Raw genomic sequence first — 19,021 nt, 5'->3', positions numbered from 1 at the left:
CCAATATAGGCGTTCCAGGTGCTTTTTCTTTGCAAAGAAAAGACTAGAGTTCTACTATACAATTAAATACATCTATCAAGAAGATTATGAAAATGGGAGTTTTGATTGTGAAGGAGTATAAAATTGAAATTTAAAGAAGTTGTTAAAGCTATGTTGGCGTGGTTTTCGCTACCATTTATCTTAGCGCACATTAAGTATTTTATCCCATTGATTACCGCTATACCGTTTCTTTTTGGAATGGCATTAATATGGTTTACTAATGAGTATCGACGTACATATGACATAGATTATGAAGACAAAAGTGAGACGCTTGCTGGAATAGATGCAAATGGCAATGGGATGAGGGATGACCTAGAGCGCTTTGGAGAAGAAGCATACAAAGATTGGGATCCTCTCGTTCTTAAAGCATATTATAATTGGCTCAAAAACTTATATGTTGTGATGGAGAATAAAGCGCATATCGATAATGATAAAAAAATTGATTATATAAATACACAGTCCTGTTGGTATTTACTACACAAAAATAAAAGAATAACAAATAGTTTTGTAGATACTTCAATAAAAAAGATCCACGCACAGGTGTTTAAGCTAAGTTTTAATACAGCTCAGAGAAAAGGCATTTTGGATGAAAATTGGTTTTTTTATCAATTCTCTATATCTACTCAAGATATCATTAATTTAAAATACGCTTGTGTTGAACTTGGTCTTAGTAAAAATGAAATGTTTCTATTGCAAAAAAGAAGTTTGACTGATGTTAATGGTGAAATTCGAATTGAGAAAAATTTATCTACAAAGTTCTTTAATGAAAAGCCTAGGCTTTATGAAGATAATATAGATTTTGATTACTATAAAGATAAGATACTATCAAGAGGAGAGGTTTATGAAGACTTTTACAATAATCTTAATAATACTGTTAAGTAGTGTAAGGGCTGAGTTTGAATATACCTGTTATCCAAAGAATGATATTCATGTTTACTATGTTAACGGGATAAATACTACGATTGAATCATACAAAAAAAATTGGATTGCATTAAAGGTTGTTAATGATAAGTATAAAAACACAAAGCCTCCATATGACAATTTTATATTTTACAGTGGTGAAAGTGGATATTTCAATCAGACAGAGGGAATTGAAAAAGATTTATTGGAGGCTTTGCTGCAAAAGATAGATCTCTTTTTTGATTTGCCATTTGAAGGAAGAATATAGGCGTTCCAGGTGCTTTTTCTTTGTGCGTAGCATATTCTAATTATTTAGACATTCTAAAGTAACTTTCTTCTTCGTGATGCTCAATTGAATATAAATTTTCAATACTTAATTTATAGTGTTGATTCTTAGAACTTGCACATTTTACTTAGAGGAATGTATGGGAAGAAGAAAAACATTAAGAACTAATAAGTATCCGTATCATGTTGTCGCTAGATCACATAATAAGCTTTGGTTTCCACTACCAATAAGTGAGATGTGGCCAATATACCTTAAAGTAATCGATAAAGTTGTAAAAGATTATAAAGTAAGGGTTTACGCTTTTACTTTAATGAATAATCATTTTCACTTAATGATTGATACACCTATGTCGAATATAGACGAAGTAATGTATTGGATTATGAAATTATCAACATTAGAAGTACAGCAACAATCAGGTGTTATTAATTCAATTTATGGCGGCCGTTATAAATCATCATTACTTACTCAGGCGAATTATAGAGCAAATGCATATAAGTACATTCTTCAAAATCCTGTGAAAGCAAATATGGTTATTAAAGTTGAAGCTTATCCATATTCTTTAAGTTCATATTTTAGTAGTGATTCACCATTTTCGATTTTTGAATTAGTAGACTTGTTTTCTTTTGATCTTTTAAAAAAAGATGATGTTCTAGATTGGTTAAATAATAAATTCTCTCCTGATGAAGATAAGAGTATTTCGCAAGGACTATTACGGCCAGAGTTTAGGTATGGAAAAGACTCTAGGAATAAAACTGTTGAACCGGAGGTTATTCATCCACGTTACACTAAGTACGATCAAATGTGGAAAACGCTAATTCCAAGCGAAGAAAAAGACAGTAACCAAATATCTTTATTTTAAATAAGGTATCCAAATATCTTATATTAAAATTAACCATATAGAACTCAATTCTAGTTTAATTCTTAAGCTAGTGATTCTATTAAATTTAAGCATATAAATATCGATAAGTACTTATGAGTGAATTTAATTTGAGCAACGCAGAGTCAATGAAAAAGCACCTGGAACCGAACGTTGAAAAACTGTTTTAAATAAAACGAGGGTTATATGAAAATTTTAATAAAAACTATATTATGTATTTTTTGGATTTCGTTAGTCTTTGGAAGTAACTCTGACACTAGTAAAGATAAAGGCCTCGAGCCAGAATTCTTCGATAGTTATAAAAAAGATACTAGATCGTTTTTTTGGAACATTAATATGAATGTTCCTGTTTTAATATCTTACGCCTTCATTCCTGATAGTTTCCCCGAAATTAAAAAGGAGCTCTTTACTGATGCTCATAGGCGTGAAAGTAGTTTAAATTTATCAGGATACTTTTATCGATACAAGACAGGAGATTGTATCAGAGTAGAGCAAGAGGGAATTTCTTTAAAGTCTTATAATGTTGTTTCATGCCCGGAAAGGGTTTCTAAAGAACTATTTTATGTTAAAGGATATGATTCACTTGAAGAGATTCTAAAAGAATTTAAAAGATGTGCATTAAGTGAGAAGGCTAAGGAGTGTGTTCATTATTTTATAAACCCTTCATATAAATATGAAAGACAAATTTCTAGTGTAATTCATAGTAGGCTTTATTTGAAAGAATATATTCTAACTAAGAAACGTTTGAAAAATATTATCGATAGACTTGGACAATTAGAAATAGATAAAAATGAAGGAGTTGCATACTTAAGATTTGTTGTAGACGACGAACACTATGGTGTAGGATTTACTAAGTCAAAGAGTTATAATAATAAATGGATTATTGAAGGTATCAATATTTCTCCAAATGATACTGCTGATTAAATAAACGTTTAAGGATAATTATACTTATACGGATTCAATTCAATGAATTTATCAAGTTACATTGAAGGATGTTCTTTCTATTTTTTTGACAGGAGTCTTAATCGGAACTAGTAGTAAAACTTTTTATTATTAAATATCTCTCTTGATGTGTTTCAGTTACAAGAGCATCGATTAGTATCTTAAAGTTTTCATCTTTATAAATGTAGTAAGTTCCTATTCTTGTATTTACTTTCCTTATGCTATCTAGTCTTTCTGCGAGAAATTTAAAATCTTTTTTCTCAAGCTCATTTCTTAATAACTTTTCCTTTTTCAAGAAGAAGCCTGGTACATTTGGTGAAATTTCAACATTTGGAGAAATCAAGCCGCGCAGACAAACAAGGTCTTCTTTTAGTAGGCAGTTCTTTAAGTCATTTTTAAAAGAGGCCCAATCGTGATGTTTTCGCACTTTTTTGTCTAATTCGAGTTTTTCTAAGACATGCTTTGGACAGCCTATCTTTTTTAGTGGTTGTTTGTCTGTATCTAGTAAGTTGATTGATGCACACTCTTTAGTTTGCTTATGAAAAAGCGTACCTGGTCCATATCTAAGGAGGTTTCTTCCATCATCATTGTCAGGGAAAAAAATTAGTATGCCTCCACTACCTGTGACTTTATCTAGAGTATTGTATCTTGCAATACCATAGTCTTCCGCAAATGTTGTACTTACTAGTAGTAAAATTAGGCATTGAAGTAATATTTTTTTCATTCAGTCTCCTCTATATGTAATTTTACCACATAAATTAAATTTAGAGGAATCCGAAGATGAGTATAGTCGTTATATTCGCGTAAGAAGTAGCTTAAGTATCCCCATTTAACGCCTCAAGGAAAATCTTCCCAAAGCGCTGAAGCTTCTTAGGTCCAACCCCATAGATGCTTTCGAGATCGTCGAGAGTTTGTGGGCGTTGGGCGGCCATCTCCATAAGAGTCTTGTCTGGAAAAATCTTAAAGGCCTGTGTGCGTTTTTGTTTGGCAAGCTTTGATCGTAGAACTTTTAAATTCTCATACATTGTTTTATCAGTTCCATCATTTGGCCTATATGTGGCGACAGCTTTTTTTCTTGTGGTGGCCTTCTTGCGAACTGCTTTCTTCTTTGTCGCTTTTGTTTTAGTCGCAGTCGACTTCGAAGCAGGTGCACCTTTTTTAAAGTCTGCACGAATCATGACTTCCTTGCGATCTTCGATAACATCGATGGCCGATTGAGTAAGTTTAATCTCTGAGCTTCCATCCATAATCATCTTAAGATGGCCTTGGGCAATTAGTTGGCGACAAAGAGAATAGAGGAAGCCTTCGTCTTCTTTACTTGCATAACCAAAGCTTGTGATATGGTGGTGGCCATTTTTTTGAATGACGCCAGAAATATTTCCTTTGAGAACATCGACGATATAGTGGACGTTGTAGCGCTGGTCAGTTTCATAAACACAAGTGAGAACGGCCTTGGCAATTTCAGTTGCATTAATAAGCTTTTGCTTAGTCTGTTCACTTAAGCAGATATCACAATTACCACATGGTCCTTGATAGGGGTCATTAAAGTAATTAAGAAGAACTTCACGGCGACAAGTTGTGGCCTCGCAAAAACCAAGAATGGCATCAAGCTTTTCTTCATTTACGCGGCGACGAGCTGCTGCGCCAACGCCTTTATTAGCAATTCTTTTTAAAAGAACAAGATCTCTTAGTCCATAGAACATAAGAACCTGAGAAGGGAGGCCATCTCGTCCTGCTCGTCCCGTTTCTTGATAGTAGGACTCAAGACACTTTGGCATATCCATATGGGCAACAAAGCGTACGTCGGCCTTATCAATTCCCATTCCAAATGCAATGGTTGCTACAACGATGACGTTTTTTTGAGTGATAAATTTCTCTTGAACTTTTTCGCGGTAACTGGCACTCATTCCCGCGTGGTAGGCATAGGCCTTAAAGCCCGCTTTAACTAATTTGTCGGCACATTCTTCAACACCCTTGCGTGAAAGGCAGTAGACGATTCCTGATTGGCCATCAAGATTATCTTGAACAAATTGCGTGAGACGATAGAAGTCTTTTTCTTTCGTTGTCTTCTTTTGAACTTCGTATGTAATATTTGGTCGATCAAAAGAGCTGATAAAGAGACTTGAGCCATGGAGGTTTAGACAGCGAATGATCTCACCACGAGTTGCTTCTCCGGCAGTTGCGGTAAGAGCAATGCGAGGGATGTCGGGAAATTTCTTTGTGATCATGCCAAGCTGCATATACTCAGGTCTAAAGTCATGGCCCCATTGAGAAACACAGTGGGCCTCATCAATGGCAAAGAGAGAAATCTCAATGCGCTCCAAAATTCTCTGAAAGTATTCATTCATCATACGCTCTGGCGAGACGTAGAGGATCTTAATATTTCCGTTGAGAAGATTTCCCACAATATCATCCTGTTCACTATGAGAAATTGAAGAATTTAAGTAAGCCGCTTCGACGCCTTTTTCAATAAGGGCGTCAACTTGGTCTTTCATAAGAGCGATGAGGGGAGAGATAACAATGGCCGTCCCAAAGCGGGCAAGTGCTGGAATTTGATAGCACAAGGACTTTCCACCACCTGTTGGCATGAGGACCAGTGCGTTATTTCCTGCAATGACACTTTCCACAATCTTTTCTTGATTGCCGCGAAAGGCACTATAACCAAATATTTTTTGAAGTATCTCGATTCCTTGACTCACTTATCTAGTTTAACTGATGAAAGAGGGCCAGCAAAGCATTAATAAAGGCTTTGTTAAATCTTTGTAAAAAAGCGAAATGAACTTCGCTATTTTTGCTGTGATGCCCTAAAATAAGATGATTGGAGTTGTTATGAATAAATTTTTACTAGTTCTATTAATTAGTCTCTCAACGTTTGCTGCGCCAAAAGTTCTTTTTCTCGGAGACTCTCTTACTGCCGGTTATGGAATTGATCCAGAGAAGGCCTATCCAAATCTTGTGAAAGATATCTTAAAAAAAGAAGGCATTGAAATTGAAGTCATGAATGCAAGCGTTAGCGGTTCAACTTCAGCTTCTGCTGTTTCTCGCCTTAAGTGGTCTTTAAGAGGAAAACCTGATGTTATGCTACTTGCTCTTGGGGCAAATGATGGACTTCGTGGAATTAAACTTGTGAGTACAAAAGAGAATTTAAAAAATGCTATCAAGCTTGCAAAGAGTAAGGGTGTAAAAGTTATTTTGGCAGGAATGCAGATTCCACCAAATTATGGGCCTGAATACACAAAAGAATTTCAAAAAATGTTTCCTGATTTAAAGAAAGAAGAGGGAGTTACACTGCTTCCATTCTTACTTAAGGATGTAGCAGGACAGCGTCAGTATAATATTGACGATGGCATCCACCCAAATGAGGAAGGACACAAGATTATTGCAAAGACGGTAGCACCGTTTATAAGGAAAGCTTTATAATGACTGAATTAGTATTATCACTCAAAGAAGTTAGAAAGGATTTTTCTCAAGGAGAAGAAATCCTCAATGTTTTAAAAGGTGTTGAGCTTGGAGTTAGCGAAGGGGAGACCATCGCAATCCTAGGTAAATCTGGTAGTGGAAAATCAACTCTCTTATCACTCTTATGTGGAATTGATGATGCCACCAGTGGTGATATTTCATATCGCAATAATTCACTCAAAGATCTAAATAGCGAAGAGATCACAGATCTTAGAGCAAAGCATATTGGTGTGGTCTTTCAACAATTTCATTTATTAGAACATCTAAATGCATATGAGAATGTTCTCTTGCCACTCGAGGTAAATGGCAATGGCCATCAGAAAGATCGTGTGGATTACTTTCTTGAAAAAGTAGGGATGAGTCACCGAAAGACGCATTTCCCAAATCAATTAAGTGGTGGAGAGAAGCAGCGAATTGCCATTGCTCGCGCTCTCGTTACTCACCCAGGTGTTCTTCTGGCAGATGAGCCAAGTGGAAGTCTTGATGAGAATACTGGTGATGAAGTCATGAATCTAATCTTTGATATTGTTCGAGATGAAAAGATGAGCCTTGTCCTTGTGACGCACGATAAGGATTTAGCAAAGAGGTGTGAGAAGATTTATCACTTAGAAAATGGAGTGCTAAGTCTTGAAGCTTAAAATGGTTATGCGAGAGCTTAGAAGCTCTCCAATGTTCTTTATTATTTTTATTCTAAATCTCTCAATTGGAATGGTTGGACTTTCAACTATTGAAGTTTTTAAGTCTTCATTTGATAGTGCTCTAACAGCGAAATCAAAATCACTTCTAGGCTCTGATATATCGGTTAGTTCACGAATTGCCATTACTAAGGATACTTTAGAGATTGCAAAGTCTAATCTCGATTATAGTGAAATGACTCGCAATCGCTCTTTATATTCGATGCTCTTTAACGGTGAAAAGAGTCGACTGGTCAATATAAGAGGACTTGGTCAAGGGTTTCCTTTCTATGGTGATATCCGATCAAAGAGTGGCAAGAGCTTTCGCGATTTAAAAGAGAATGAAGTCTTTATTTATCCTGAACTTGTTGGTCAACTTGGACTTGATGTAGGCAAGGAGATAAAGATTGGATCACAAACGTTTAAAGTGGCAGGAATCGTCGAAGAAGATGGCTCTGCAGGCTTTTCTATGGGACAACTAGCACCAAGACTTTATTTGAAAAATGAAGTTCTCGATTCAACTGATCTTATCAAGCCTGGAAGTACAATTTGGACAGGTCTTCATTTTAAGATGGCCAAAGAACTAAGTGACAAAGAACTAGTTAAAACAGAGAAAAATCTAAAGTCTAAAATAATCGATTCTTCAATTCGTATTCGCTCTCCTCAATCTAACTCTGAAAGAGTAGGGCGCTCAATGGATTATCTAAGTGATTTCTTAGGTCTTGTTTCATTATGTGGACTATTTCTTGCGGGGCTTGGCCTTATCTATCTTTTTAGAGGGTTTCTTTTAAAGCGAAGAAAGGATCTTGCAATTCTTGGCTTCATTGGGATGAAAAAGAAGGATATCTTTAAGATCTATACGCTTAAACTTTTCTTTTTGGGTTTATTTGGATCACTTCTTGGAATTGCTATTGGTTCGGCCTTCAGTCCAGTTATTCAAACCATGGTCAGTAAGAATTTAGGAATTGATATTGAGTTACAATTTAGTCTAGCGACTTTCTTTGTCACGATGGCCGTTGGGGTTGCTTCAACTATTGTATTAGCTCCGGCCTTAATTATTCCTTATTTAAGAGTTGATCAAAAAGCACTCTTTGATCACGATACAAGCTTATCTAATAATATTTCCGATTACCTGCTATTTATCCCAATTGTACTTTTCTATTGGGTGATGGCCATTTACTTGTCAGAGAGCTTAATTATTGGAAGTGCTTTTATTGTAGTCTTCTTAGTTATTATAGGAGTTTTCTTTCCTGTAGGAAGTCTTGTGCTTTCATGGCTTGGAAAACTTAATCCTAAACTAAGTCTATCTTCTAATATGGCCTTTAAGTATGTAACTCGACATAAGATTTCAACTTTGTTTATCTTCTTATGTCTGTTCATTTCTACAAGTCTTATGACACTTATCCCTTCGGTGAAAAATATTATCGGCGCGGAACTTTCGATGCCTGCAGAGGAGCGTCCTGTTTATTTCCTCTTTGATATTCAGCCTGAGCAAGTTGAAGAGTTGAAGACTTTTGTCACAGATAAAAAGCTAGATCTTCTAAATATTAGTCCGATGGTACGTGGACGTCTGGTAAAAATTAACGGTGAAGGTTACGATCCTGAAAAACTTGGGGATTTAACACGAGAGGAGCAAAGGGAGCAGCGAAGTCGTAACCGAAGTGCAAACTTAAGCTACCGCGATCATCTTGTAAGGGGTGAGGAGATTGTCGAAGGACGTATGCCTAAGCGTTTTGATTTTGAAACAGATGAGGTTGCAGAAGTATCTCTTGAGCAGCGCTATGCGAGTCGACTAGGTATTAATCTTGGAGATGAGCTAGAGTATAATATACTAGGAATGCCGATTCTTGCTAAAGTTGTAGGCTTTCGCTCGATTCGTTGGACGAGCTTCTTACCAAATTTCTTTATTTCATTTGGCCCAGGTATTCTTGAAGATGCACCAAAGACTTTTATTGCGGCCATTGGCAAAGGTGAGGGGGATGTTAATGATCAGCTTCAATCTGACTTTGCGGCCAAGTTTCAAAACGTGTCTTTAATTGATATTCAAAGCTCTCTTAAAAGAGTGGCAACAATTATGGAGAGTATCACAAAGATTCTTGTTACGATGAGCTTCATCGTCTTTCTTGTGGGGCTGCTTGTGATTTATTCTCTGATAGCTCATCAGTTAGAGTCTCGAAGAGATGATATCTCTCTTATTAATATTATTGGGATTCGTTTTAGCGAGATTAGAAAATCAATTATGAAGGAGATGGCGCTTATGTCAGTAAGTGCTGTTGTAGTAGGAATTACGTTAGGTCAACTTGTTACTTTTGCTGTTGCTAAATTTCAATTTGATTTAAATTATATTTTTAGTTCTACTGAAATTATTGGCTTTGCCATTTTAATTATTGTTCTTTCAATTCTTATTTCTTTTTCTTCATTTAATCGATTCATTCGAAAATAAAAAAGGGCCACATAATGTGGCCCCATATAAGTATTGAATCTACCAGTTATATCTTTCGGCACAGAAATAACGGTAATTGTATTCGTAGTCATTTAATTCATCACGTAAATCTGCACAAAGGTCATATCCAGTTGAACAAGAATACGTGTAGAAAGTTCTTTCGACTGTATCACTCCAGCTATCAACAAGTTCATAGTTACAAGTATCGTAAGCACTGTAGCGATGGCGGTAACCATTGTAGATAAAGTATGGATAGTCGTAATCCCAGTAGTAACCATCAACATATGAAACACTTACTCTTAACCAGCGGTTATTATAAACGTAAATAGGTCTAATCGTTCTGTGGTAGTCTCGTGCAGATGTCCATCGACGGTCGTGTCTTACATAGTCACGGTTTGGTGTGTGACGGTAGCGGCGGTAAGCACGTGTCGGATCAGGTCTTGTTGTACGACGGTCGTCGTATCTTCTGTCGTCATAACGTCTGTCATCATAACGTCTGTCATTGCGACGATCATCATATCTTCTGTCACGCTGTCTATTTTGACGTGAGTCTCTATCATATCTAGCATCACGTGAGCGACGATTTCTTAATTCGTCATCGTTGTTATTTCTTCTTCCTCTACCTGGGGCCGCAAAAGTCGTTGCTGTCAGGGCCGTAAGCACTAATAGTAGAACCAATTTTTTCATAAATCTCCCTCTGAGTTTTAATTGAATTTGGCCAGTTCTAACGTGGGGGATGACTTTTTTGAAATTAAAATTTTGTTTAGCTAAAGAAATTTACTTTCTTACATCATTTTTTACGGGATTTAGTAGACTTAGAGAACTTTCTTACAGGAATTCACCTTGTAATAAGGTAAAAGTGACAAAAAGGCCTCAAGAAGAGGCCTTTAGTATTTATAATAGCAATTATGATTTTGATGCTAAGTAATCATCGTAACTAACGTACTTATCTTCAATAACTTTTCCAGTTGTGTGGTCAAGGTCGATAATACGGTTTGCTACTGTTTGAATGAACTCGTGGTCATGTGAAGTAAAGATTAGGTTACCTTTAAATCTTTCGAAACCTTCGTTCACTGATGTAATACTTTCTAGGTCTAGGTGGTCTGTTGGACCGTCAACTAGAAGTACGTTTGCACCTGAAAGCATAAGCTTTGACATCATACAACGAACTTTCTCTCCCCCTGAAAGAACATTTGTCTTCTTAAGAGCTTCCTCTCCTGAGAAAAGCATCTTACCAAGGAAGCCACGAATAAATGTTTCGTCTTTGTTTTCAGAGTATTGTCTTAGCCAGTTTACAAGGTCGTTCTTACCATCCATGAAATAGCTTGAGTTATCTTTTGGAAAGTATGAATTCGTGATTGTTACACCCCATTCTACAGTTCCAGCATCTGGCTCCATTTCTCCCATAAGGATTTTCATAAGAGTTGATTTTGCAACGTCATTTTCACCAAGAAGAACGATCTTATCGTCTTTGTTAAGCATGAAAGTAACATTATCAAGTAGCTTAACACCATCAATCGTTTTAGAGATTCCTTCTACTCGTAGAATTTCTTTTCCTGCTTCACGCTTAGGATCGAATTGTACGAATGGGTATTTTCTCGTCGATTGTGGAAGGTCTGTCAGCTCAAGCTTTTCAAGTTGCTTTTGTCTTGAAGTTGCCTGAGAAGACTTTGAAGCGTTGGCAGAGAATCTTTGGATGAAGGCCTTAAGTTCTTTGGCCTTATCTTCAGCTTTCTTATTTTGGTCTGCACGAAGTCTCTGAGCAAGTTCTGAAGATTTTCTCCAGAAGTCGTAGTTACCAGCGTAAGTAGTGATCTTACCAAAGTCGATATCTGCAATATGTGTACAAACCTTGTTTAGGAAGTGACGGTCGTGGGAAACAACAATTACAGTCTTTTCATAGTTAAGAAGAAAGTTTTCTAGCCACTGAATCGCTTTGATATCAAGGTTGTTTGTCGGCTCATCCAGAAGAAGAATATCTGGAGATCCAAAAAGTGCTTGAGCAAGAAGAACCTTAACTTTCTCGGGCCCTGTAAGCTCTTTCATATATTTGTAGTGGTATTCAGTTCCAATTCCAAGACCAGAAAGAAGAATACCTGCTTCAGACTCGGCTTCGTAACCATTCATTTCAGCGAACTCACTTTCAAGCTCAGCTGCTTTCATTCCATCTTCATCACTGAAATCTTCTTTCATATAGATTGCGTCTTTCTCTTTCATGATTGAGAAAAGTTTTTCGTTACCCATAAGAACTGCTTGAAGAACTTGTTCTTCTTCGTACGCAAAGTGATCCTGCTTTAGAATTGAAAGGCGCTCACCTGGAGTGATATTGATTGAACCAGTATTTGGCTCAACTTCACCAGAAAGAACCTTGATGAATGTAGACTTACCAGCACCGTTGGCACCAATTAAACCGTAGCAGTTACCCGGAGTAAATTTGATATTAACGTCTTCAAATAGCTTCTTGCCACCAAAGCTTAAGCTGACATTGGATGTGGAAATCATAAATCGTCCTTATTTAAATTTTAGATGTATTAACGGCCCATAGCTTAATCTATTTAATGCGATTAGTCCACGGATTTACGGGAGTGTTAAAGGAATATTATTTTCGCTTTAGCCCTTCTATTTTTACTAGAAGTGGCCATGGCGGAACAGTATGATACTGATATTACAAGGAGCTAGTGATGAAATTCTGGGCCACGCTCGTGGTGATAATCTTCTTTTTATTTAAGGCCACTCTTGTTTATGCTGGCCACCCTCATTTTCGAACAACTTATAAATTAAATGTGTCACAACAAGGGCATCCTGCGGCACTATTAGAGTTGCCTCGGCGCTATTATCAAAAAGAGAAATGGCCACTCATCGTAAATGTTCATGGCTACACAAGCTCAATTTTTATGCAGTATATGTTTACTCGTCTTTCATTCTACAAGGACGTTCTTGGCTTCATGATTCTCACTCCAGAAGGGCGTAAGGATATTGAAGGTGAGCATTATTGGAACGGTGGAAATTTTTGTTGTGACTTTTATAAATCCGGTGTCGATGACACTCTCTATATAAAAAACCTTATCGACTATATAGCAAACGATCCTCGATTCAATCGAGTTGATATGAGTCGAATCTATTTCTTTGGACATTCTAATGGTGGATTCTTTTCTTACAAGATGGCCTGTACTTATCCTAATTATGTGACAGCAGTTGGAGTTTTGGGTGCAACCCTTGATCTTAGAGATGAAAATGGTGAGGTCATCATTGAACAGGATCCATGCCCTAATGTAAAGGCCGTGCCAATATTTCATATCCACGGCACAAAAGATAAAACCATTCCTTTTGCGGGTAAGGACTATTACCCTGAACATCCTTTTGGGCATATCGGGGCCCAGGAGGCCGTTGATAAGTGGATCTATCACAATCGATGTAATAACCAATCTGATGAAAGTCGCACTAATGCAACATGGTTTGTTCGTGGTAAGGAGACGACAATTAAAACATACGGTGACTGTGAAGATGATGCAGTAATTAAGTTTGCTGTGGTGAAGAAGGGACAGCATAAGGAGTTTTTAAGACTCTATTTTTATCGAAAAATGCTTAAGTTTTTTCTGAAATTTAGCAATGTAGATGTGCAATGAAATGATTCATTATTAAGCTGCAATTTAAGTATTCTTGTCTTCATTTGCCTTTTGAAACATCTATAATAAAAGCAAATGTGCAGCAAGGTGGTCTCTATGAGCAAAGAATATCAAATCATTTATATCAGCGAAAAAACAGGCGATTTTAAGCCTGAGCAGGACTTGGATAAGATTGTCTCTTCGTCATTTCGAAATAATAATGCAAGAGATGTGACAGGTGTACTGATGTATAATAGTGGCTTCTTTTTTCAGGTTATTGAAGGAAAGAAAGATGATGTGATTTATACATATAATAAAATTATTTTGGATCCACGCCATCAAAATGTGAATTTATTGACTGATCGTGAGATCGAAAATAGAAGCTTTGAAAATTGGCCATTGGCCCTTGTTAAACTGAATGACATGGACTTAGATGTTATTGATCATGTGATTGCTTGGAATGATTTAATCAATGATTCCCGTCGAAATGAGCCAATATCTCAGGAGAAAGTGGATCGCTTGATCGAAGCATTGCGCTACAAAATTGATATGGATACAATCTCGTCAAAAGCTGCTTAGACTTTTCTCCAACTTGCTTGCGTGATAGTATTCTATCATGTCAAATCAAGTTGTCGTTGCCATTGTTGGAGGAGGCCCCGCAGGCCTCTTCTGTGCTTATGAATTATTGAATTCTAAAATTGAGGGAATTGAGGTTCACCTGTATGAACAGACTGGTGGTGTCGGGAAGAAATTCTTAGTCGCTGGAAATAGTGGTCTCAATCTCACTCATAGTGAGAAGCAAGAAGAGTTTGCTAAAAAATACTTTAAGGATGAAGCACGCTTTCGTTCTTTATTAAAAGACTTCAATGCTAATGATTTAATCGAATGGGCAAATACTCTTGGTACTGAGACATTTATTGGTACTAGTGGCAGAGTATTTCCAAAGAAAATGAAGGCCGCAGATATCTTACATCAATGGATGAATTCACTAAAGTCTCATGAAAATTTTCATCTTCATTTAAAACATAGTCTTACTAATATAACAGCTGATGGTGATTTAATCTTTAAGCACGATCATAGCAATAAGACGCAAAAAGCTGATTACTATATTTTGGCCATGGGTGGAGGAAGCTGGTCTAAGACTGGTAGTGACGGTGTTTGGATGGAGTATATTGAAGCTCTCGGTGTGAAGACTGCACCACTAAAGGCCATGAATTGTGGTTTTGAAATCAATTGGTCTAAACACTTTCAGGATAAAGTTGATCGTGGCTTCGTTAAAAATATAGTTGTTTCTAATGAATCCCAGAATGCCAGAGGTGAGATCATGTTGACTCCTTACGGTGTTGAGGGGGGAGCTGTCTACGCTATTTCCAACGGACTTAGAGATGAATTAGAGAAATCAGTATCGACTAAACTCCACATCGACTTCAAACCAGACTTAAAGAGGCAAGATGTTATTGAGAAATTGTCTCGTAGAAATAAGGACTCATTAACTAATCGTCTAAGAAAGAACTTAAATTTCGATAAGATTGCAACTTCATTACTTTATGAAGTTCTTGATCGCTCAAAAGCACAGGAAGATGTTAATTACTTGGCAGCGATGGTTAAGGATTGTGAGATAGAAGTATTAAGGGCCAGACCAATGGATGAGGCCATTTCTACTTCTGGTGGTGTTTGTATTGAATCATTGAATGATGACTTGTCAGCAATTAAAAATAATCAATATTACTTTGTAGGAGAGATGCTAGACTTTGAAGCACCAACTGGTGGCTATCTCTTACAGGGATGTTTTTCTACTGCATATCGAGTTGTGAAATCGATAAAGGAAAAAGAAGGTATCAATGTTTAAACTACATGAAGTTTTAAAAAAAGATTTAATAGAAATTACTGATATGAAACTTTCAAAGCTTATGCTTTTACCTGATCAAGAAAATCCTTGGGCAGTCTTAGTTCCAAAAAGAGAAGAGATTCGTGAAATTCATGAACTCTCGTGGGATGATCAGGTGACGCTTCTTGAGGAAATCAATGAAGTAAGTCGCTTTCTAAGCGATAACTATCACCCTAAAAAGTTAAATATTGGGGCCCTTGGAAATATGGTCTCTCAGCTTCACGTCCATATAATCTGTCGTTATGAAAACGATCGTTCTTGGCCTGGAGCAATATGGGGAACGAAGGCAACTAAAGAAACCCATAATATCAGTGACTTAGAAAGTACATTTCGAGCACATTTTGAAGCGTCGCGTCTGTCAAAGTGACAAGGATCAGCAAAATAAATTTTTTTTCCTTTTTTCTTAGGAATTATGCAAACAGTAGGGTAAAATCGTATCTAACGAATAATTTTATTACGAGGTTAATTAAATGAGTACAGGTAAAGTTAAATTCTACAATTCAGCGAAAGGTTTTGGATTTATCACAAAAGATGACGGTGGAGATCTTTTCTTCCACATTTCATCAGTTCAAGGTGGAGAGCCAAATGACGGTGATAGCGTAGAATACGAATTAGGTGAAGGTCCTAAAGGTCCATGTGCCGTAAATGTAAAAGTAGTTCAAGGTTAATTTTTAATTATATAAATTGAGTACTTAAAAAAGAAGGCCCACATTTTGTGGGCCTTTCTTATTGTTATTGATTTAATTTTATTCCGTTATCTGAGATTGTAATTTTCTTGTCTTTATAGAGCATTCCAATTGTTTTCTTAAACGTCTTCTTACTCATATTTAGAAAGTTCTTAATGTCTTCCGGAGAACTTTTATCATTTAAGAAGCTAGAGCCTCCATTTCTTTCTAGAAAGTCGATAATAATGTCTTTTGAGTCGACAAGGTTTTTAATCCCTTGCTCTTGTAGAGCAACATCGACAAGCCCATCTTCACGTAGCTTTTTAACGAATGCTTTAAAGTATTTTCCGCAAGAGACACGTTGAAAGATTTCATTTTTATAAATCATTCCAATGAATTTCTTATTTACGATAACTCTGAAACCTAAATCACTTTCTTGAGCGATAAAAATATCTACTTCATCTCCAACATTAATATCGAAGTCTGAAGACTCAATATACTTTCCAAGTTTTGTCGTCCCAAAGATTCGACCAGTACCTTCTTCTTTACAAATTCGAACAATATGAGATTCGTATTTTCTAACTTTTATTTTTTGCTCATTACCTGGAACAAGTAGGTCTTTAGAAGTTCCCAAGTCAAAGAATGCACCAAATTCTTGGATTTCAATTGCATCTAATAGGGCATACTCACCAACAACTGCAAGAGGAAGCTCTGTTGTTGCAACAAGTTCTCCTTGAGTATCTGGGTAAATAAAGGCCTTAACTTTTGAGCCCACTTCTATTTTTAGAGGCGCAAAGTTTTCTGGAAGAAATACCTGCTGGATATTTTCTTCGTCTACTAGCGTATATCCATTATGAAGTTTTTTTAGAACTTTTAGTGTATTGTTTTTTCCTATATGGAGCATCAGATTTTGCCTTTTTCTTGATTGGTGCTTTTGCTACTGGTTTGGCCTGTGACTTATAAGCTTGTGCCTTGGCCTCTCTTTCTTCACGTGTTCCGCGATTCTTAATGATTAGGCCATTAAGAAATTTTCTAAGAAGTTGATCACCACATTCTTTATAATTTGGATGGTCATCTTTTCTAAAAATTGCAGATAATTCAGATTTTGTAAGTTCAAAATCAACTAGCTTTAAGATTTCGATAATTTCAAAATCCTTAAGAGATAATGCGATTCTAAGCTTTTTTAAAATATCATTATTCGTCATTATTTCTTACCTAGGTGATCGAATAATTCATTTAGGCCACGACGGCGACGAGCTTTCTTTTTTTCAATAATTAGCTCTTGTGCCTCTTCTTTTTCAACCTTTGCTTTAGTCTCTTTCTTGTACTTCTTCTGCTCTTCAAAATTATCTTTAGCAATCGATACCTTAACAGTTCTTCCGTCTAGAGTTGTCCCATCAAGGCCCTTGATCGCATCTTGTGCGCTTTGCTCTTTTTGCATCTTGACAAATGCAATACCTTTACTCTTTTGAGTTCCCGGAATTGTTAGTAGGTTCACGTCTTGAACACGGCCAAAGCGTGAAAAGATACCTTTTAATTGCTCAGCAGTGATCTTGTAGTTGAGATTACCGATATAAACAGTTTTCATTTTTTACCTTAAGTTTATAGTGTTAATGGGGGCAACTTAGCACTAAATGCTTAAGAAATGGGAAAAAATGCTAGAATCAGGTAATTTATTTGCGCTATTTTAGAAGGAATCCCAGATATATTGGGCCACTTCTCCTAAATGGTGCTCTTTTTTGTGTCCTAAGCAAAAGGTGACTGGGACTTTACTCTCAAGATGCTTCAAGTGTACTAGTCGCCCGGCCTTTAGATCTTTCTCAATTAGTGGATAGGGAAGTCTTCCCCAACCAAAGCCATTTAGAATAATCTCTTTTTTCGACGGCGTATCTGTAACCCTCCACTTTAGAGAGTCCTCAATCACGCCAATATTTGTTGTGTCATCTGGAATTGTACTTCGTTGAATTATTTGTGGAAATTGTGCCAGGCCTTTAAAGTTTTGTTGGTATTTAGGTAGATCAAGAAAAGGATGATCCTTTGCAACCACAAGATACATATCAACTTTACCAATAATTTTATAGTCAAAATTCTTGATACTTGAGAGGTCTTCAAAAATTGCTAAATCGACTCTATCGTTCAATAGCATTTTTTCTCCACTTAGGATTTCACGCTCAAGAATAATTTCTGTGGATGGGTAACGGGCCATGGCCTTCTTGATAATTGGATATAGTTTTTCAAGGCCATAAATTCCAGACACTGAAATGGATAATCTGGTTTCAACATTTGATGAAATTTGCTGAGTCTTGTGAATCAATTCATCATATTGCTTTGTAAGCTTTGAGGCCTCAATTAGAAACTCCTGACCTTTTGTTGTTATCTGTGGCCTATAAGATGAACGATCGACGAGTTCGAAGCCTACTTGTTCCTCAAGATTGTTAATAGAGTAAATTACCGCAGACTTTGCCTTCGCTAGCTCTGAGGCTGCTTTAGTAAAGCTTCCGGCCTTTTCTAACGCCTGTAGGCATTTAATTTGTTCAATTGTTATCCAAATCATGGACTAATTATAGCACAAGATGTCCTTAATAATGATCTTTATTTTCTTCTATATTTTGTTAAGATATTTTAAAAATTATATCATAATTCAAATGGAGGAATATTATGAATAAACTTATGGTTATGGCCCTTGCGGTATTTACTGTATTTGCAACTTATGCTGAAAAAATTGATACTTCAAAATCTACTGTTTTCTGGCAAGGTACTAAAGTAACTGGTCGTCACTTCGGTACAGTTAAAATTAAATCAGGTGATGTTAAGCTTGAAAAAGGTCAACTAGTATCAGGAAAAGTTGTTGTAGATATGAACTCTTTTACTGCGACAGACCTTCAAGGTGAGTGGTTAGATAAGTTAAATGGTCACCTTAAAAATGAAGACTTCTTTCATGTTTCAAAGTACCCAACAGCTACTCTAGATATTAAAAAAGTTGAAGGTTTTACAGTAACTGCTGACCTTACAATTTTAGGAAAGACAAAAGAAGTTAAGTTTCTAGCGGCACAAAATGGTAAGAATTTTGTTGGTTCACTAGAGTTTAATCGTACAGACTTTGGTCTTAAGTATGGTTCTGCTTCTTTCTTCAAAAGCCTTGGTGACAAAGCGATTGATGATAAAGTTAGTTTAGCATTTGATGTTGTTGTAAAATAATTAAACTTTCTTAGACTCCAATAAAAAAGGCCGCTTAAAGCGGCC

General features: G+C 36.4%; 21 protein-coding genes. 13 read left to right on the top strand and 8 right to left on the bottom strand.

Going from position 1 to position 19,021, the window contains the following annotated elements; all coding sequences use genetic code 11:
- The first annotated feature begins 123 nt into the window (after window positions 1–123).
- The 4 genes from ACMAYX_RS06600 to ACMAYX_RS06585 all read left to right on the top strand — a co-directional run bounded on the left by ACMAYX_RS06600 (window position 124) and on the right by ACMAYX_RS06585 (window position 3,026).
- Window positions 124–921: a hypothetical protein gene (locus ACMAYX_RS06600; protein ID WP_412463180.1), complete on the top strand. Its 798-nt coding sequence runs from the start codon at window positions 124–126 to the stop codon at window positions 919–921.
- Entirely contained in the window at window positions 881–1,207 is a 327-nt protein-coding gene (locus ACMAYX_RS06595; protein ID WP_412471882.1) for a hypothetical protein, read from the top strand. The genes ACMAYX_RS06600 and ACMAYX_RS06595 overlap by 41 nt, the downstream gene beginning before the upstream one ends.
- Before the next feature lie 157 nt (window positions 1,208–1,364).
- On the top strand, window positions 1,365–2,084 hold the full coding sequence (locus tag ACMAYX_RS06590) for a transposase (protein ID WP_412463182.1): 720 nt from the start codon (window positions 1,365–1,367) through the stop codon (window positions 2,082–2,084).
- A 204-nt stretch (window positions 2,085–2,288) separates the two neighbouring features.
- A complete protein-coding gene (locus tag ACMAYX_RS06585; protein ID WP_412471883.1) occupies window positions 2,289–3,026 on the top strand; it encodes a hypothetical protein in 738 nt (245 codons plus the stop codon).
- A 97-nt stretch (window positions 3,027–3,123) separates the two neighbouring features.
- Here ACMAYX_RS06585 and ACMAYX_RS06580 read toward each other — a convergent pair whose 3' ends face one another.
- On the bottom strand, window positions 3,124–3,768 hold the full coding sequence (locus tag ACMAYX_RS06580; protein WP_412471884.1) for a hypothetical protein: 645 nt from the start codon (window positions 3,766–3,768) through the stop codon (window positions 3,124–3,126).
- Between the two features lie 91 nt (window positions 3,769–3,859).
- Complete coding sequence (recQ, locus tag ACMAYX_RS06575) at window positions 3,860–5,743, bottom strand: DNA helicase RecQ (RefSeq protein ID WP_412471885.1); 1,884 nt, start codon at window positions 5,741–5,743, stop codon at window positions 3,860–3,862.
- A gap of 130 nt (window positions 5,744–5,873) precedes the next feature.
- Here recQ and ACMAYX_RS06570 point away from each other — a divergent pair, with 130 nt between their 5' ends.
- From ACMAYX_RS06570 to ACMAYX_RS06560, 3 genes are read left to right on the top strand one after another with little or no spacing between them, the layout of a single operon-like run.
- Window positions 5,874–6,464, top strand: a complete 591-nt coding sequence (locus ACMAYX_RS06570) for an arylesterase (RefSeq protein WP_412471886.1) — start codon at window positions 5,874–5,876, stop codon at window positions 6,462–6,464.
- Window positions 6,464–7,141: an ABC transporter ATP-binding protein gene (locus tag ACMAYX_RS06565; protein ID WP_103218076.1), complete on the top strand. Its 678-nt coding sequence runs from the start codon at window positions 6,464–6,466 to the stop codon at window positions 7,139–7,141. The genes ACMAYX_RS06570 and ACMAYX_RS06565 overlap by 1 nt, the downstream gene beginning before the upstream one ends.
- A complete protein-coding gene (locus ACMAYX_RS06560; RefSeq protein ID WP_412471887.1) occupies window positions 7,131–9,620 on the top strand; it encodes an ABC transporter permease in 2,490 nt (829 codons plus the stop codon). The genes ACMAYX_RS06565 and ACMAYX_RS06560 overlap by 11 nt, the downstream gene beginning before the upstream one ends.
- A 39-nt stretch (window positions 9,621–9,659) precedes the next feature.
- Here ACMAYX_RS06560 and ACMAYX_RS06555 read toward each other — a convergent pair whose 3' ends face one another.
- A complete protein-coding gene (locus ACMAYX_RS06555) occupies window positions 9,660–10,307 on the bottom strand; it encodes a hypothetical protein (RefSeq protein ID WP_412470131.1) in 648 nt (215 codons plus the stop codon).
- 219 nt (window positions 10,308–10,526) lie between these two features.
- The gene (locus ACMAYX_RS06550) at window positions 10,527–12,122 is read right to left on the bottom strand and encodes an ABC-F family ATP-binding cassette domain-containing protein (protein WP_103218072.1); all 1,596 of its coding nucleotides are present in this window, start codon (window positions 12,120–12,122) and stop codon (window positions 10,527–10,529) included.
- A 179-nt stretch (window positions 12,123–12,301) separates the two neighbouring features.
- Between ACMAYX_RS06550 and ACMAYX_RS06545 the strand changes: the two genes are divergently transcribed.
- The 5 genes from ACMAYX_RS06545 (at window position 12,302) to ACMAYX_RS06525 (ending at window position 15,781) form a co-directional block, all read left to right on the top strand.
- Complete coding sequence (locus tag ACMAYX_RS06545) at window positions 12,302–13,246, top strand: alpha/beta hydrolase family esterase (RefSeq protein WP_412463175.1); 945 nt, start codon at window positions 12,302–12,304, stop codon at window positions 13,244–13,246.
- Between the two features lie 96 nt (window positions 13,247–13,342).
- Window positions 13,343–13,804, top strand: coding sequence for a BLUF domain-containing protein (locus ACMAYX_RS06540; protein ID WP_158246872.1), 462 nt, complete (start codon window positions 13,343–13,345; stop codon window positions 13,802–13,804).
- A gap of 37 nt (window positions 13,805–13,841) precedes the next feature.
- Entirely contained in the window at window positions 13,842–15,074 is a 1,233-nt protein-coding gene (locus ACMAYX_RS06535; RefSeq protein ID WP_412471888.1) for a TIGR03862 family flavoprotein, read from the top strand.
- Entirely contained in the window at window positions 15,067–15,480 is a 414-nt protein-coding gene (locus ACMAYX_RS06530; protein WP_392992520.1) for an HIT domain-containing protein, read from the top strand. The genes ACMAYX_RS06535 and ACMAYX_RS06530 overlap by 8 nt, the downstream gene beginning before the upstream one ends.
- A gap of 103 nt (window positions 15,481–15,583) precedes the next feature.
- Window positions 15,584–15,781 carry a cold-shock protein gene (locus ACMAYX_RS06525; RefSeq protein ID WP_021267754.1) on the top strand — a complete coding sequence of 66 codons (198 nt, stop codon included), beginning with the start codon at window positions 15,584–15,586 and terminating at the stop codon, window positions 15,779–15,781.
- A 64-nt stretch (window positions 15,782–15,845) separates the two neighbouring features.
- Here the strand turns inward: ACMAYX_RS06525 and ACMAYX_RS06520 are convergent, their stop codons facing one another.
- The 4 genes from ACMAYX_RS06520 to ACMAYX_RS06505 form a co-directional block, all read right to left on the bottom strand.
- Entirely contained in the window at window positions 15,846–16,682 is an 837-nt protein-coding gene (locus ACMAYX_RS06520) for a S1 RNA-binding domain-containing protein (RefSeq protein WP_103218067.1), read from the bottom strand.
- Window positions 16,630–16,983 (bottom strand): DUF1456 family protein, encoded by a 354-nt coding sequence (locus tag ACMAYX_RS06515; RefSeq protein ID WP_103218066.1) that lies wholly within the window; start codon window positions 16,981–16,983, stop codon window positions 16,630–16,632. The genes ACMAYX_RS06520 and ACMAYX_RS06515 overlap by 53 nt, the downstream gene beginning before the upstream one ends.
- Complete coding sequence (locus ACMAYX_RS06510) at window positions 16,983–17,366, bottom strand: RNA recognition motif domain-containing protein (RefSeq protein WP_412471889.1); 384 nt, start codon at window positions 17,364–17,366, stop codon at window positions 16,983–16,985. Before ACMAYX_RS06510 ends, ACMAYX_RS06515 begins: the two co-directional genes overlap by 1 nt.
- Before the next feature lie 99 nt (window positions 17,367–17,465).
- Window positions 17,466–18,332 (bottom strand): LysR family transcriptional regulator, encoded by an 867-nt coding sequence (locus tag ACMAYX_RS06505; RefSeq protein ID WP_412471890.1) that lies wholly within the window; start codon window positions 18,330–18,332, stop codon window positions 17,466–17,468.
- Window positions 18,333–18,436: 104 nt separating this feature from the next.
- On the opposite strand from ACMAYX_RS06505, the gene ACMAYX_RS06500 reads away from it, so the two are divergent.
- Window positions 18,437–18,976: a YceI family protein gene (locus ACMAYX_RS06500; protein WP_103218063.1), complete on the top strand. Its 540-nt coding sequence runs from the start codon at window positions 18,437–18,439 to the stop codon at window positions 18,974–18,976.
- Window positions 18,977–19,021: the final 45 nt, after the last annotated feature.

It is taken from the genome of Halobacteriovorax sp. RT-2-3 (assembly GCF_047085075.1).
Lineage (GTDB): Bacteria > Bdellovibrionota > Bacteriovoracia > Bacteriovoracales > Bacteriovoracaceae > Halobacteriovorax_A.
This window is presented reverse-complemented; position numbering and strand designations above follow the sequence as displayed.

Coding starts and splice junctions, on each gene's coding strand:
- ACMAYX_RS06595 (WP_412471882.1), top strand. CDS start 881: ATGAAGACTTTTACAATAATCTTAATAATACTGTTAAGTAGTGTAAGG.
- ACMAYX_RS06590 (WP_412463182.1), top strand. CDS start 1,365: ATGGGAAGAAGAAAAACATTAAGAACTAATAAGTATCCGTATCATGTT.
- ACMAYX_RS06585 (WP_412471883.1), top strand. CDS start 2,289: ATGAAAATTTTAATAAAAACTATATTATGTATTTTTTGGATTTCGTTA.
- ACMAYX_RS06580 (WP_412471884.1), bottom strand. CDS start 3,768: ATGAAAAAAATATTACTTCAATGCCTAATTTTACTACTAGTAAGTACA.
- ACMAYX_RS06570 (WP_412471886.1), top strand. CDS start 5,874: ATGAATAAATTTTTACTAGTTCTATTAATTAGTCTCTCAACGTTTGCT.
- ACMAYX_RS06565 (WP_103218076.1), top strand. CDS start 6,464: ATGACTGAATTAGTATTATCACTCAAAGAAGTTAGAAAGGATTTTTCT.
- ACMAYX_RS06555 (WP_412470131.1), bottom strand. CDS start 10,307: ATGAAAAAATTGGTTCTACTATTAGTGCTTACGGCCCTGACAGCAACG.
- ACMAYX_RS06550 (WP_103218072.1), bottom strand. CDS start 12,122: ATGATTTCCACATCCAATGTCAGCTTAAGCTTTGGTGGCAAGAAGCTA.
- ACMAYX_RS06545 (WP_412463175.1), top strand. CDS start 12,302: ATGAAATTCTGGGCCACGCTCGTGGTGATAATCTTCTTTTTATTTAAG.
- ACMAYX_RS06540 (WP_158246872.1), top strand. CDS start 13,343: ATGAGCAAAGAATATCAAATCATTTATATCAGCGAAAAAACAGGCGAT.
- ACMAYX_RS06535 (WP_412471888.1), top strand. CDS start 13,842: ATGTCAAATCAAGTTGTCGTTGCCATTGTTGGAGGAGGCCCCGCAGGC.
- ACMAYX_RS06530 (WP_392992520.1), top strand. CDS start 15,067: ATGTTTAAACTACATGAAGTTTTAAAAAAAGATTTAATAGAAATTACT.
- ACMAYX_RS06525 (WP_021267754.1), top strand. CDS start 15,584: ATGAGTACAGGTAAAGTTAAATTCTACAATTCAGCGAAAGGTTTTGGA.
- ACMAYX_RS06520 (WP_103218067.1), bottom strand. CDS start 16,682: ATGCTCCATATAGGAAAAAACAATACACTAAAAGTTCTAAAAAAACTT.
- ACMAYX_RS06515 (WP_103218066.1), bottom strand. CDS start 16,983: ATGACGAATAATGATATTTTAAAAAAGCTTAGAATCGCATTATCTCTT.
- ACMAYX_RS06510 (WP_412471889.1), bottom strand. CDS start 17,366: ATGAAAACTGTTTATATCGGTAATCTCAACTACAAGATCACTGCTGAG.
- ACMAYX_RS06505 (WP_412471890.1), bottom strand. CDS start 18,332: ATGATTTGGATAACAATTGAACAAATTAAATGCCTACAGGCGTTAGAA.
- ACMAYX_RS06500 (WP_103218063.1), top strand. CDS start 18,437: ATGAATAAACTTATGGTTATGGCCCTTGCGGTATTTACTGTATTTGCA.